Source organism: Chroogloeocystis siderophila 5.2 s.c.1 (assembly GCF_001904655.1).
In the GTDB taxonomy this organism is placed as follows: Bacteria; Cyanobacteriota; Cyanobacteriia; order Cyanobacteriales; family Chroococcidiopsidaceae; genus Chroogloeocystis; species Chroogloeocystis siderophila.
Window position 1 is genome coordinate 166138 of the sequence record NZ_MRCC01000007.1, and the last position, 13885, is coordinate 180022.

Consider the following 13885-nt stretch of genomic DNA (forward strand, 5'->3'; position numbering starts at 1 on the left):
TAAGGCAGTGCCTTTTACCCCTGTGATCTCTACTATATATTCCTTGAGCAGGAGAACACATGGAAACACAGCAAACAAGAGGAACACCGTATCCCAATATTCCACCAGTTATAGAAAGCGACGATCGCGAATATCGCGACCCTGGTGTACCTAGTACTGTTGCGATCGCAGGACATCCCCTACATCCACTTAGCGTTATTTTTCCGATAGCATCTTTAGCAGGCGCTTTAGTCACTGATGCTGTTTACTGGTTCACGCGCGACCCGTTTTGGGCTAGAGGTTCATTTTGGCTGATTGTTGCAGGCTTAGCTACTGGGCTAGTTGCTGCGATTATTGGCATGAGTGATTTCTTACAAATTGAACGTGTCCGCAAACGTAGCGCAGGTTGGGCGCATATGGTTATCAACGTGTCTTTACTCGTTTTGACGGCAATCAATTTATACACTCGTTTGGGAAACTACGAAACCGCAGTACTGCCTTGGGGATTAGTTATTTCTACCATCGTTGGTACTCTCACAAGTGTTTCTGGATGGTTTGGTGCTGAATTATCCTACCGTCATAAAATTGGTGTAGTAGGTCCAGGAAGCCGTCTTCAACCATAGTCAATTAGATAATTAGCTTCTGAGATAGGGTAAGTTATTGCTTACCCTGATTTTTTATATACTTATGACTGTAAAACAAAATTTAGGTATATAAAAGTCATAATAAATAAAGATGAAAATTAAACCTAATTCTAAATTTCAAAGTTTTATTGAAGAAGCAGATGGTAGTCTGATAATTTATGTAAAATCCCCTCCAGTTGAAGGAGAAGCCAACATAGAATTAGTTAAAATATTATCAGAGAAATTTAAAATACCCAGAGCTAACATCAAAATTAATTCTGGTATTGTATCACGGCAAAAAATAGTAGAAATTATCGCAAATTAACTATTCGTTATTATTTTCTTAAAATAAAATATTTTTGTTAATAGGAAACATTTTAATTTGACATTCGTTTAATGAAAATCAAAGTAAGTAAAATTACTGATAAGTGTCTAATTAAAAATTCGTATTTTTATCGATGCCTGAAGAGTTAATCATAAATGAATATTAAGTAAAAGTTGTTGAGAAACTAGCAGTTCGACGTAATTAACTTATTGTTTTCAGAGCAAAAAAGCAAAGTACTTAACATTATAGTGGAGTATTTACTCAATGATTGTTACAGCAGACAGTGCGCTTATTAGTCATAACAAGCAGGTTAATAAATTAACTCATCCTCTTAAGCAGAAGTATATTGAAAGGCACGCTCATTACAAGTTTGAGGAGTTTTTTCATTTTCAAACTGATATAGGAGTTGTAACCGATTGGAATGATGGGCGTAATCTTTTTGCTAGCGAAGATTTCATTATCGGTTTAATTGAAGGCTTAGAAGAGGAAGTTGGCAGTGCATCTACTGTTGTGATGTACAACATTGGCTATGAATGGGGCAATCAAGACGCGCAGTTTTTCCAAAATTGGTTTGAAAAAGAATATCAGAAAAAGATTCTTGAAGCTAACTCTATGTTTATGTTAGAGGCTTGGTGGTGGTCTTTTACTACCCAAGGTTGGGGTAATTGGGAAGTAGACATGAGTGAGCATAAGAATGGATTTATGTTTGTGAATATTTTTGATTCTGCAGTTGCACGCACATTAAGTAGTGATGTAAGAAAACCTGTTTGTCATATTTATGCTGGTTTCTTGGCTGGTTTCTTTAGCCATGTTGTCAACAAATCTCTTAATTGCATTGAAATTCAATGCTATTCCATGGGAGAAACTTATTGCAAATTTCTTTTAGGCACAAAAGATCGAATTGATGCTGCAACTTTTTGGCAAAACGAAGGAGCAACACCAAGAGATATTGAGAAGCGATTGCAGCATGGAGAACTTCTGGGATGAGAACACAAAATTCTCAATTGTGTCTATCAGTGGCCGAATTTTTTGAATCTGACTGCTGGGAAGCTCAATATCATAGCCAATTTGTATCATCTTCTTGGCAGTGTCTATCAGTGGATAATTTTCTAGTTTCCGGCAATTGGGAAGGTACAACGGCTGCACAATCACCAATACAAGCAAGAATACATTGGCAATATTTATCAGTAGATAGTTTCTTTAGCTTTTGCAGTTGGGAAGGGCAACGCATAAAACAAAAATGGTTAGATGAATCAACGTGGTTTATCCAAAAAGTCAGTGATTTTGCGCGATTTGTACCGTGGGAAGGAAAAACAGAAATTGGTGCATTACCAAAATGGTTAGCATCAAAGTCGATATCTGTATTTGAAGTAGCACATGCATTGACATTAACTGAATTATTTTAGAACAGCATAGTAATTATGTATTTAGAAATTCAAAACTTAGTTTATCAAGCTGAGACGCAATATCTACATTCTCAGGAAACTGCAAAGCTCAAAGATTGTACACTATCACTAAAATCACGCTTAGAAGCTTATGAAATATTGCGCGATCGCGCAATAATCATTTTTCAAGAAGTTGCCGATCAAATATCTACTGATTTCCCTCAAGAAAAACAAATTTTAGAACGAGTGCTTAAAGATTGGTTGTTAATTATTCGTTATTCTGCTATGGCAATATTATTGAAAGATGCAACTTTTCTACGGCACAGACTTTTAGAATGGCTGACAGATTTAGTGCAAGTTCAGCAACGACAAACCATTGATCGAGCAATTTCTGAAGTATTGCAAAAACAGTTAGAAAAAATGCCGAATAGCGAACAATTAGCATTAATATCACCGTTTATAAATCAGGCTAGAAACACACTTTTGCTAGCAAACAAAGTAGATAAACAGAATATCTATCCCACAATGATTTGATATGTCCAGGATAAAGTAACCACGGCTAGAGTAAGAGTGATGATTAATGTTGCCGATTTAGTTAAAGATAAGTATCTACCTGGCAACTATTTTGCCTCGGATGCGTATATTAAAGGTGATTTTGAGTCAGGTTTAATTGAAAATCGTCGCGGCGATCACCTACTTGCCTTACCAGAGACTTTCCTAAAAGCAATCTACCTAGGTTTAGACGCCGCAGCGATCGCCGACTACGATCAAGCTATTCACCTAAATACCAACTATACTGAAGCTTACTATAACCGAGGACTCGCCTGCATAGAGTTAGGACGCAAAAAGCAAGCCCTTAAAGATTGTCGCGCAGCTGCAAAACTATTTTTTGCTAAAGGTGATATTGAAAACTACCAAAAAGCAAAATCTTTTAGTCAAGAAATTTATGAACTGAAAACATCAAATACTAATACTAATAATATGTTACTAGTAGGAAAAATGTCTTCGACAACAGTGAATTGAAGTATTGATGTGCTTAAATACATGAACTATTTTTATGAGTTCTCAATATCAAATTTTAGAATTACTAGGACAAGGTCAATTTGGACGAGTTTTCAAAGCAATTTACATACCGAATGATAGTTTAGTTGCACTCAAAGAATTAGAAAAAAAACGTTTTTCTACTCGTAATTTTTTACGGGAGATAAATTTTTTAACACAGCTAAAACATCCTAATATTGTTGCTTTTCAAGCTATTGAACACAATGAAAAAGGACGCTATTTAGTACTCGATTATTGGGATGGTGGTAATTTACGCCATTTCATGCAGTCGAATAACATTATTAGTTCAATTCAAAGCTTGAAAATAATCGCAGATGTGCTTGCTGGTTTAGAATATGCTCATACTCGTGGTATTGTTCACTGTGACATTAAGCCAGAGAATATACTCCTACATCAAAGTGAAACAGGTTGGACAGCTTGTCTTGCTGACTTTGGAATCGCGCTCAGCCAAGATTGCACAGAAATTAATTTAGGATCGCCTGCATATATGGCTCCTGAACAATTTTATGGACAATTCTTACCTACTTCTGATTTGTATGCAGTTGGAGTTGTACTTTACGAAATGTTGTTAGGCTACCGCCCTTTTTCTGGCTCACCTGGGGAATTAATGTCTGCACATCTCGCTCAACCTATAGAAATTCCTAATACCATTCCTTTACTTCTACGCTCTATCCTGTCAACAGCATTGCAAAAGCTACCTGTGCGTCGCTTCGCGTCTGCTACCGAGATGTTGAAATCAATACAACTAGCCTTGATAGTTGAACAAAGTTCAGTTAATACAGAAAAAAGTCAGCAAATATTCAATATCAAAGAAATAATTTCTTAATACGAATTATTGATAATTTAGAAATTAATACAAATTTTAAATCTCATAGTGTCTTTAACCTCCTTGTAAACTAGTATAAGTTATTTTATTTCAATTTAATAATTACAATAAGAATTAACATGAAAAAGCTATCGTTTAATACTGCTTATTACATCCGTAAACTTATACTATATTCCGAAAGTGAGCTGAGAACACTACTTAATCAACCAGGGGTGTTTTTTAACTCAAAAGAAATTCTACAACAACTCATAGAGAGTGTTTATCTAGAAGATGTCTTGCAAAATCTACTTTTAGAAGTGTATCAAGAAGAAAGGTTGATAAATCAAATAGTTGAGCAATTAGAAGAGCTAGTCAGGCAACATCAAACAGTACTGCAAAAAGCTGATGTATCTCAACAAGAGATTACTATAAAGCGAAAGATATTTGCTGCTTTAGGTTTCAAACGAATAATAATTACAAAGCAAGAAGTCTTAAACGCCTTAAGTCAAATTAGCATATTCAGCAAAAATTACTTAGGAAATATATTGACAATTAATAACTGGCAAAGTACTCGTCCTGATAATGATTGGCTAAAAATAATTCAAATAGACCGCTCAGCTAAATTGACTTGTAACAATGAAACTCAAGAAATAAATTTAAGTCAACTCCAGTTAATTCACGAATGAGTAACTGCTTTTATTGAAGAAAATTCTCTGATTATTCGTGACTTTACCGAAATTATTAATGAAAAAAGAATTGGTGAATTATCTGAAGGTGTGCTAGTGTTGTCTGTTAATTCATACGCAGCTTGGGTAAATGATATCTGAAAATAATATATCTACTTACAAACATATTGTATGATGTTTGACTTGTTTTTTAAAGCTAGAATTGCTAAAAATGAAAATAGTAAAGAAACACATAATTAAGTCGAAGCATGGCACATTTAGCATAAAAAAGCGATCGCCAAGATTTTATAATTAAGTATATTAGCTAGGTAAAATTATGTGTGGAAGATATACCCTCACTCAGTCTGCCGAAGCGATCGCTGCTGCGTTTGGATTGGATGCAGTACCAGAGATGGAACCTCGATATAATATTGCGCCAACTCAATCAGTGCCTGTAATATTATATTCTCCTGAAAAGCAACGCCAGTTAAAACTAATGCGTTGGGGTTTAATTCCTTCATGGGCGCAAGACTCGAGTATTGGTGCGCGCTTGATTAATGCACGTTCAGAAACTGTCAGCGAGAAACCATCTTTTCGTGCAGCGTTTCGCCAGCGCCGTTGTTTGGTAGTAGCAGATGGATTTTATGAATGGCAACGCCAAGAACATAAAAAACAACCATACTACTTTCAGCTTCAGGATAAGCAGCCGTTTGGTTTCGCTGGTTTGTGGGAGCATTGGCAATCTTCAGATGGAGAAGATATCAATACTTGCACTATTCTGACGACAGAAGCTAACGAACTTATGCGTTCGATCCACAATCGGATGCCAGTCATTTTAAACCCTCAAGACTACACTCTTTGGTTAAATTCTGCTGCACAGCCAACAGAATTACAGGATTTGTTACGTCCATACTCATCACAAGCAATGAACTCATACCCAGTGAGTACCTTAGTCAACAAATCGACAAATAATAGTCCAGAGTGCATTAATAGCTTATAGTCAATAGCTGATGTAATACTGTAGAGTAAGGCTGTTGGTTAGTAAACTTTAAACTTTTTGCATAAATATAGCCATTCTTCAAACAAAGTCCACTGCGGTGGACTTTATGTGTTTAGGGGTAAATTCGTTCGCGATTACATTCCGAGGAGTCAAATTTTCTGAATACTTTCACACAAATGAATGAAGCTTTAAAGATATATTTCTGAATAAAAATATCCGACTACGTATAATTACATAAATCAAAAAAATCAGTAAAAACACGCTGGAACTCTCCAGAATTTATATTTATTTTGATTTAGAACACAAAGCTATAAAGTTTGAGTAAAGCAGCAAACCAAATCTACTAAAGTCGCGGTCGACAAAGATGAGTTCATTATTAATCTGAATTTCTCATTTTTGTGTAGGGCTTTATTGTCTAAAAAAGCTCAATTTCATGAGATTTAGCACTTGAAGTATGAATGCATGGCTCACTTACAGAAGTGAGTTGTTGAACTCTACTGAAAATTTAGCATGAAAGGTAAAAGACATTTGGCTTTTGTTACAAGAAATCGCTCTTTCCTAAACATTTTATTAGGAATACTAGTAATAGGGAGAGTAAGCCTAACTGAGATAACTCGTAAAGCTATTGCTGCTCCACCACCAAGTATTAGAGTAGTGGGTAATAAATTCCAAGATTCTCAAGGCAAGACTGTTGTATTGCGTGGAGTTAGTCTTACAGATGCAGAACATATTAGTAAGAATTTTGGCTATAAATTTATTATCGATTTACTCACCGATCCGAGTAAAAATTGGCATACCAAAATTGTTCGCGTTCCGATTCATCCTCATACTTGGTTAGAAAACGAAGCTTTTTCTCAAACGAAGGCAGATCGCCACTTCGATCAGTACTTAAAGCCTTTGGTAGACTATGCAACCTCAAAAGGATTGTATGTCATTATCGATTGGCATTACGTACAAGATCCGCGTAGCAAACAAAGTCAAACACTTGCCTTCTGGAAGTACATGGCACCTAAGTTTAGTTCCTATAGCAATGTTCTCTATGAGATATTCAATGAAAACTCTAGCAATGCTAGTCGTGGGATGAATTGGAGTACTTGGAAAAATCTGGCGCAACCGTGGATTAATACAATTCGCTCTGCTGGCGCACCAAATATTATTTTAATCTGCGGTCCTCAATACTGCCAGCATATGCGTGAGGCTGCTGATGCGCCATTTTACGATCCTATGTTTCCTAATTCGCCAAATTTAGCTTATGTTGCACACATTTACCCTAGCTTTTATGGGCGTCAAGGAAGTTCACAGCGACAAAAGTATGAGTACGAAATCGGCTACTTAGCGCAGCGTTACCCAGTCGTCGTGACTGAATGGGGGTGGGATGAAGATATGTCAGGTACGGAAGTTTATGGAAATCAAAATAGTTATGGAAATGAATTAAAGAAATTTATTGATGATTATGGTTTAAGTTGGACGAGTTGGGTAGCAAGTAATAACCCTTGGTATCCACAGTTATTTGATCGTAACTGGAATCCGCGCAATAGTCCTCGATATCATGGAAGCTTTACACGCGATTGGTTATCCGAAAAGCGTAACAGCAATTCACCACAAGCTAAACCATCAACATTCAGCTTCCCACTCCGAATTGTAGCAGGAAGCAATACAGAGTTTATTGCATCTGATGGTAGTAAATGGGTTCCAGATCAAGGTTTTTTAAATGGTTTAACCGTAGAGCGTGGTGACGTTCCTATTGCTAATACATCCAATGCTAGAATTTACCAAACTGAACGGTATGGTCTGACAGGTTATACATTCGCAATTCCTAACGGTAACTACCTTGTTAAACTACATTTTGCAGAAACTTATAATGGTATTTCAGCAAAAGGTCAACGCGTATTTGATGTGGCAGTAGAAGAGGCAAAACTGGCAAATATTGATGTATACTCAGAAGCGAATGGTAGAAATAATGCGCTTGTCAAAACCGTTAAGGTTACAGTAAAAGACGGTCAGTTAGATATCAAATTTATGCCCCGCGTTCAGCTACCCATGATTAATGCTTTAGAAGTCATACCGACAAAATGAATCTTTAGATGTTTTCGTTGGTTTGTTGCATATAACTTAATAACCAGTTTGCAACTGTTGCGCGGCGAGTTTGTCGAGGTTCAAACTCGCCAATTTTATAACCAGAAAAACCGATTTCTTTTAAAAGCTGTTTATTTTCTGGAGGAATTGAACGAGTTAGCTTGACTGTCGCGGGACGACTCTCGATGAAGTTTGGTGGTTGTGGATACTCATTGCGCCACTCGTCTACAACTTTTGTGTTATCCCATGTATCCGTCGCCTCATCGTAACGATAACCTAAATAGTGCCATACCAATCGATTAACGGTCGCATCGTCAATTGTATTGTTGATAATTGCCCAAATTGTGTCTGTATTTAGTGGTAACAATTGAGGGATGTTCATAAGTTTTCATTATTTGAGGGAAACTTTTTTTGAAACTAAGGATATGAATTATTTAAAGGCTTCACAGCAAGCTACGCCAAAATTTTGTGCAATTTATCATGTGAAGTTTGATTAACGCTTCTCATCAAGATCTATCTCTGTTGGAAGAGATCGTAGATAAAAAAATTATGACAAACTGATGACAAAAGCAAGCGCTTCAACTCCGCTTCTAGGAGAAGAATTATGGGAATAGACGATTTTCTAAGAAATATTCCAGGATTCCCACGAGGAAGATCTGAAGATGACGATCGCCGCCGTAACCGATACCGCGACGATGATGACGATGATGACGATGATGACGATTGAATTGAATTAAGTTGTGGCACTAAGAAACACATCGCTTTTGTCTCAATTTGTTTAAGATAGACTAAGGCGAATTTATTATGTCGTTATATCACTGGTAACAATTCAAGCTGATGTTAGATTCATCACTACCCCTGGCGCAAATCCAAGTTCATGTTTTAGTTTCTGGTAGAGTGCAAGGAGTTGGTTATCGCATGGCAACTTACGATGTCGCTCAAGCGTTAGGGCTAAATGGCTGGGTACGCAATCTTGCAGATGGTCGCGTCGAAGCTGTTTTTGAAGGAAGTAAAGATGTAGTAGAAGAGATGGTGCGATGGTGTCGCCAAGGGAGTCGGGCTGCTGTCGTCGAAGATGTCGCTGTTAAGTACAAAGAATCAGAGGGATTTTCTGACTTTAGCATCCGTCGCTAAGCATTATTTACTAATTTTATTGATAGTAATTTTTTATTTAAACTTTATAAAAAAACTTAATAATGCGTCCTTCTGTGTAGAATCGAGCAATGAAAAGGTTAGATTTGACAAATGCGATCGCGTCTTCAATCCTACAAATACTACCAAAATTTTCCTGCTAACATATAGGTTTTTAGATTAAGATAAGTAATGTTTTTACGTAAATTCAGAACTTAATATTGAGTACATTTTTGAGTAAATAAAAAATTCTATCTTATGCACAACAAACTATTCAACACGCATATTGAAGATTCACATATCTTAATGACTCCGAAGGAAGTAAAAGCAAAACTCCCTCTCACACATTCGGCAGAAAAGACGGTTTTGCGCGCTAGGAAAGAAATAGAGGCGATTCTAGAAGGTTACGACAGCCGTAAATTCATTGTGGTTGGACCTTGCTCGATCCATGATGTCAAAGCGGCTAAAGAGTATGCTGAAAAGCTCAAAAAACTTGCCGATCAAGTCAAAGATAAACTCCTACTCATCATGCGAGTTTACTTTGAAAAGCCCCGAACAAACGTTGGCTGGAAAGGTTTAATCAACGATCCAGACATGAATGATTCGTTTCACATCGAAAAGGGCTTGTTAACAGCACGAAAATTACTAATTCATTTAGCTGAACTAGGATTACCCGCCGCGACTGAAGCTTTAGACCCCATTGTACCGCAGTATATTAGTGAATTAATTGCTTGGTCTGCGATCGGCGCTCGTACAACTGAATCACAAACGCATCGAGAAATGGCAAGTGGTTTATCAATGCCTGTTGGTTTCAAAAATGGCACTGATGGTGGTATCGAAGTTGCCTTAAATGCCTTAAAGTCGGCTGAGGTTCCGCACCATTTTCTAGGTATTAACCACAACGGGCAAGTTAGTGTATTTAAAACCAAAGGAAACACTCACGGGCATATTATTCTTAGAGGTGGCGGTGGTAAGCCGAATTACGACCCAGAGAGTATTAGAGCCGCTGAAGAAAAACTAAAAGCAGCAAATTTACCAGCAAAAATCGTGATTGATTGCAGCCATGGAAACTCAAATAAAGATTATAAGTTACAGGCTACAGTGTTTAACAACGTCGTTCAGCAAATTGTTGAGGGTAACACTGCGATTGTTGGCATGATGCTGGAATCGAATTTGTATGAAGGCGGACAATCGATCCCGAGCAATTTAGCAGATTTGAAATATGGTGTTTCAGTAACAGATAAGTGTATTAGCTGGGAAGAAACTGAAAGAATTATTAGCGATGCTTACGAAAAACTCAAGTAGAACGATAGTAACGATTTTAAGTTAATTAGGATTGATACTAGGTAAGAGGTAATGGGTAATTGATAATTGTCCAATTCAGATGATTTCTACATAGAGAAAGGAGGAGTGTTCTTAAATGTACTAGCGATTATGCGATCGCCTGTAGTGACTTTTTTTAGCAAGCATCCTCCTATGACTAGTTTGTTTTCACTTGAAACGCACGCTATTGTAAGTTAAACCACGATATCTTAGTTGGCACACTTGTCTTTCTAGGGTAGTACGGGGATGCTTTCGATATATAAGACCTCGATATTTGGCAGTTATACCAATATTGCTATTTACAGGGACAGCAGAAGTTTCGTACTTCAAACCACGGTAGGATAAAGTCATAGTTTTCACCTTTGATTGAGTCGTTAAAGCAGTGAGTTGGTAAACCATTTGCAGTTTGTCGTTGTCGTAAGTTTGTTATCGAGAATTTAGCCACAGCAGTTCTTGCGCAGTGTGCGTACCTGCGGCTTGTAAAGAACGAGATATGTGCGGTGCGTGTCTGTGTGCAGTAGTGCTGATGATCGCTAAACTCACTAACACAATCAATAAAAGTGGCTGATTGCTTGATGTTTCTTCAACTGACTGGGCAAAGCATTTTTCTAGAAACTGTCGCTGATTGGTACTATCTGAGTGCCTCAATAAATTAGAAGCATCAAATAAATGATGAGGCATTTATATGTCTCCTATAACACGGGTAGTCATGCGATTTAGAACCATCCTTCACTGACTACAACCCGACTTGCCTCAATTTCGGATAAGATGTGTGAAAGAAGCTCAATATTTGCAATTTAATGCTATATATGTACGTCAAGAACAAGTAATCATCTTGATTTCCGGTAATACTAATTCGTACTTAAAGAAGCTAGTAAAAACTAAATTTTGCGATAGAAATGTGTAACCGAATTTTAGAGAATTGGCAGAAAATCCGCAGTCCAAAGGTAACTGATAATTAGATTTGAGCGATCGCGCCATTTCTGCGTTCATCGCCTGCACCTGAAATCACACCTTCAGATGTTTCCATAACGGTGTGTACACCACCAAAAAACATATTTTTTCTATTCCACAAAATCAACTGATCGTCATCATTTTCGATTGCTTTAATGACTGAATCGCTAAATCCTGGTTCTACATTAAAAACATTATTTTCCCAGTGAACACGCGGGGCACTTACTGCTTGCTGAACAGGCATTTTGAAATCAATAATATTAGAAATAACCTGTAAAATTGCTGTTCTAATCCGATTTGCCCCTCCTGAACCAAGAACAATTTCAGGTTGATTATCTTTGAGCACTATTGTTGGTGCCATCATCGAAGAAATTCTGACATTCTCTTGCCATTGATGGAATCCTTGTGGATTTAAATCTTCTTCCCCTAGGATATTATTCATCATAATGCCTGTGCCAGGAATCATATAAGAAGAACCTTCACCGTGTGTCGTTGTTACGCTAGCTGCATTACCTTCGGCATCAACAACACTAATATGAGTTGTGCTTCCCCACTTGTGTGCGCTCTCAGTTAATTGCTGTTCGTATTGCGCAATGTGCTCTTCTGACAAAAACTTTTCAGTAACATCTTTTTGATAAATATTTGTATTGTATCCATCCTTTCTTGCTTCGTTTGTAAGTCGCATGACTTCCGCTAAAATTTGCAGATGACGCGACGTGCCAAAACCAACAGTTTCTAAATCAATATTAGATAAAAGTTCTAAAGCAAATGCCATTAAGATTCCGCCCGAACTCGGAGGAGGATTTGTTAAAAAAGTATTATCTCGATAGTTAATTTTTAAAGGTTTTCTTTCAATAACTTGATAATTTTTGAGATCTTCTAATGTTAAATATCCACCATATTCTTGACAGTCACTCACTAACTGACGTGCCAATTCCCCTTGATAAAATTCTTGGCATCCTGTTACTGTTAGAGCCGATAAAGTTTCTGCAAAATCGTGCATGAATATTTTTTCGCCAAGCTGAAGTATTTCTCCATTTGGTGCATATATTTGTTTCCCAGTGGGAGAGGAAACCATAATTTGTTTGAGGATATTTAAGCAGTAGTGTTGAAAATTCCCAATTTCTACACCTGTTTTTGCATAGTGAATTGCTGGTTCAGCGATCGCTTTAAAAGGCAGTCTCCCTAATCTTTCTTGAATGTGAAAAATTCCAGCAATATTACCAGGTACAGCCATTGCACCAAGCCCAATATGAAACTCTTGGGCGGCATCTCCATAGACAATTTTAATCGGATAAAAGTCGAGTTTGCCAATATGTCTTTTATGTCGCGGTGTTTGCGAGAAAAAATCAAATAAAATATTTTCGTTCTGGTTCGTATGCGCTAGTAAAAAGCCACTACCACCGGCAGAAGTTAGCGCCGATTCAGTAACAAAAGATGCCAATATAGCTGCAGTTGCAGCATCAAACGCATTACCTCCCAAGCGAAACATTTCAATTCCAGCTTCGGCAGTTTTATGATGTCCTGCGGCGATCGTGCCGTGCGTTATTTTAGTCATGGGCGACAACTAAGACAGCTGCGCCATTAATTTTGCCACTGCGCAGGGCATCAAGTGCATCGTTTGCCTTAACTAAGGGAAAAAGATTGACTTCAGTGTGAATTGGAACTTGCGGTGCTAGAGTTAAGAACTCTTCGCCATCGCGACGCGTAAGATTTGCGACTGATCGCACAACTCGTTCTTCCCACAAAATATGATAAGGAAATGATGGAATATCACTCATATGAATTCCTGCACAAACAACAACACCCCCCTTCGCAACGGCACGAAGTGCAGCAGGGACTAAAGCACCAATTGGCGCAAAAATAATTGCAGCATCTAAAGGTTCCGGTGGTAATTCTTCTGAACTACTAGCCCAGACAGCACCAAGCTGACGCGCAAATTCTTGTCCTTTGCTATCTCCCTCGCGGGTAAAAGCGTAAACTTCTCGCCCTTGATAGCGTGCGAGTTGAATTAGAATATGTGCAGCAGCACCAAAGCCGTAAAAACCCAACTTTTGGGCATTACCTGTCATGCGGTAAGCACGATAACCAATCAATCCTGCACACAATAAAGGCGCTGCTTGTAAATCTGGGTAATCCGCAGGAATCGGAAAACAAAACCTAGCATCAGCAACGGTGTATTCAGCATAACCACCATCGATTTGATAGCCAGTAAACTGCGCATAATCACAAAGATTTTCTTTCCCACTGAGACAATAGCGGCAATGATGACACGTGTGCCCTAACCAAGGAACACCGACGCGATCTCCTACTTTAAATTGCTCCACTTGTTCCCCAACTTCTGCAATAATTCCCACAATTTGATGTCCAGGAACTAATGGTAGTTTCGGTTGTGTCAGTTCTCCATCAACAATGTGTAGATCTGTGCGACAAATACCGCAGGCGCGAATGCGAATTAAAACTTGCTGCGGATTTGGTGTGGGAATTGGTAAATTAGCAACACGCAGGGGTTTTCCTGGCGTGTCTAGAATCATTGCCCGCATGGTCGTTGTGTTTG

Annotated in this window: 18 protein-coding genes; 13 read left to right on the top strand and 5 right to left on the bottom strand. The window is 37.9% G+C overall.

Translation table 11 applies throughout. From position 1 onward, the window contains the following. Window positions 1-59: 59 nt before the first annotated feature. From NIES1031_RS10260 to NIES1031_RS10305, 10 genes are all read left to right on the top strand, one after another. Window positions 60-602 (top strand): DUF2231 domain-containing protein, encoded by a 543-nt coding sequence (locus NIES1031_RS10260; RefSeq protein ID WP_073549304.1) that lies wholly within the window; start codon window positions 60-62, stop codon window positions 600-602. A gap of 112 nt (window positions 603-714) precedes the next feature. Next, window positions 715-927: a DUF167 domain-containing protein gene (locus tag NIES1031_RS10265; protein ID WP_073549305.1), complete on the top strand. Its 213-nt coding sequence runs from the start codon at window positions 715-717 to the stop codon at window positions 925-927. A 264-nt stretch (window positions 928-1191) separates the two neighbouring features. After that, window positions 1192-1914 (top strand): V4R domain-containing protein, encoded by a 723-nt coding sequence (locus NIES1031_RS10270; protein WP_073549306.1) that lies wholly within the window; start codon window positions 1192-1194, stop codon window positions 1912-1914. Window positions 1915-2024: 110 nt separating this feature from the next. Further along, window positions 2025-2333 (top strand): hypothetical protein, encoded by a 309-nt coding sequence (locus NIES1031_RS10275; protein WP_143167745.1) that lies wholly within the window; start codon window positions 2025-2027, stop codon window positions 2331-2333. Window positions 2334-2348: 15 nt separating this feature from the next. Then, complete coding sequence (locus NIES1031_RS10280) at window positions 2349-2846, top strand: globin family protein (protein ID WP_073549308.1); 498 nt, start codon at window positions 2349-2351, stop codon at window positions 2844-2846. 36 nt (window positions 2847-2882) lie between these two features. Further along, window positions 2883-3335 (top strand): tetratricopeptide repeat protein, encoded by a 453-nt coding sequence (locus tag NIES1031_RS24860; RefSeq protein WP_218596737.1) that lies wholly within the window; start codon window positions 2883-2885, stop codon window positions 3333-3335. A gap of 34 nt (window positions 3336-3369) precedes the next feature. Then, window positions 3370-4200: a serine/threonine protein kinase gene (locus NIES1031_RS10290; RefSeq protein WP_073549309.1), complete on the top strand. Its 831-nt coding sequence runs from the start codon at window positions 3370-3372 to the stop codon at window positions 4198-4200. Between the two features lie 119 nt (window positions 4201-4319). Beyond that, window positions 4320-4865, top strand: coding sequence for a hypothetical protein (locus NIES1031_RS10295; RefSeq protein ID WP_073549310.1), 546 nt, complete (start codon window positions 4320-4322; stop codon window positions 4863-4865). 316 nt (window positions 4866-5181) lie between these two features. After that, a complete protein-coding gene (locus NIES1031_RS10300) occupies window positions 5182-5844 on the top strand; it encodes an SOS response-associated peptidase (RefSeq protein WP_073549311.1) in 663 nt (220 codons plus the stop codon). Window positions 5845-6498: 654 nt separating this feature from the next. Further along, window positions 6499-7920 carry a cellulase family glycosylhydrolase gene (locus NIES1031_RS10305; protein ID WP_073549312.1) on the top strand — a complete coding sequence of 474 codons (1422 nt, stop codon included), beginning with the start codon at window positions 6499-6501 and terminating at the stop codon, window positions 7918-7920. 4 nt (window positions 7921-7924) lie between these two features. Here the strand turns inward: NIES1031_RS10305 and NIES1031_RS10310 are convergent, their stop codons facing one another. Next, on the bottom strand, window positions 7925-8302 hold the full coding sequence (locus tag NIES1031_RS10310; RefSeq protein ID WP_073549313.1) for a DUF1823 family protein: 378 nt from the start codon (window positions 8300-8302) through the stop codon (window positions 7925-7927). Between the two features lie 222 nt (window positions 8303-8524). Between NIES1031_RS10310 and NIES1031_RS25995 the strand changes: the two genes are divergently transcribed. The 3 genes from NIES1031_RS25995 to NIES1031_RS10320 all read left to right on the top strand — a co-directional run bounded on the left by NIES1031_RS25995 (window position 8525) and on the right by NIES1031_RS10320 (window position 10356). Further along, window positions 8525-8647 (top strand): hypothetical protein, encoded by a 123-nt coding sequence (locus tag NIES1031_RS25995; protein WP_269086001.1) that lies wholly within the window; start codon window positions 8525-8527, stop codon window positions 8645-8647. A gap of 110 nt (window positions 8648-8757) precedes the next feature. Beyond that, window positions 8758-9054 (top strand): acylphosphatase, encoded by a 297-nt coding sequence (locus tag NIES1031_RS10315; RefSeq protein WP_178378101.1) that lies wholly within the window; start codon window positions 8758-8760, stop codon window positions 9052-9054. 255 nt (window positions 9055-9309) lie between these two features. Beyond that, window positions 9310-10356 (top strand): 3-deoxy-7-phosphoheptulonate synthase, encoded by a 1047-nt coding sequence (locus tag NIES1031_RS10320; protein ID WP_073549314.1) that lies wholly within the window; start codon window positions 9310-9312, stop codon window positions 10354-10356. 186 nt (window positions 10357-10542) lie between these two features. On the opposite strand, the gene NIES1031_RS10325 is transcribed toward NIES1031_RS10320, so the two are convergent. The 4 genes from NIES1031_RS10325 to NIES1031_RS10340 form a co-directional block, all read right to left on the bottom strand. Further along, window positions 10543-10725 carry a DUF4278 domain-containing protein gene (locus tag NIES1031_RS10325; protein WP_178378102.1) on the bottom strand — a complete coding sequence of 61 codons (183 nt, stop codon included), beginning with the start codon at window positions 10723-10725 and terminating at the stop codon, window positions 10543-10545. 75 nt (window positions 10726-10800) lie between these two features. After that, window positions 10801-11055 carry a hypothetical protein gene (locus NIES1031_RS10330; RefSeq protein WP_073549316.1) on the bottom strand — a complete coding sequence of 85 codons (255 nt, stop codon included), beginning with the start codon at window positions 11053-11055 and terminating at the stop codon, window positions 10801-10803. Between the two features lie 277 nt (window positions 11056-11332). Beyond that, a complete protein-coding gene (gene ggt / locus NIES1031_RS10335; protein WP_073549317.1) occupies window positions 11333-12886 on the bottom strand; it encodes a gamma-glutamyltransferase in 1554 nt (517 codons plus the stop codon). Continuing rightward, window positions 12879-13871 (bottom strand): zinc-dependent alcohol dehydrogenase family protein, encoded by a 993-nt coding sequence (locus NIES1031_RS10340; protein WP_073549318.1) that lies wholly within the window; start codon window positions 13869-13871, stop codon window positions 12879-12881. Before NIES1031_RS10340 ends, ggt begins: the two co-directional genes overlap by 8 nt. Between the last annotated feature and the right edge of the window lie 14 nt (window positions 13872-13885).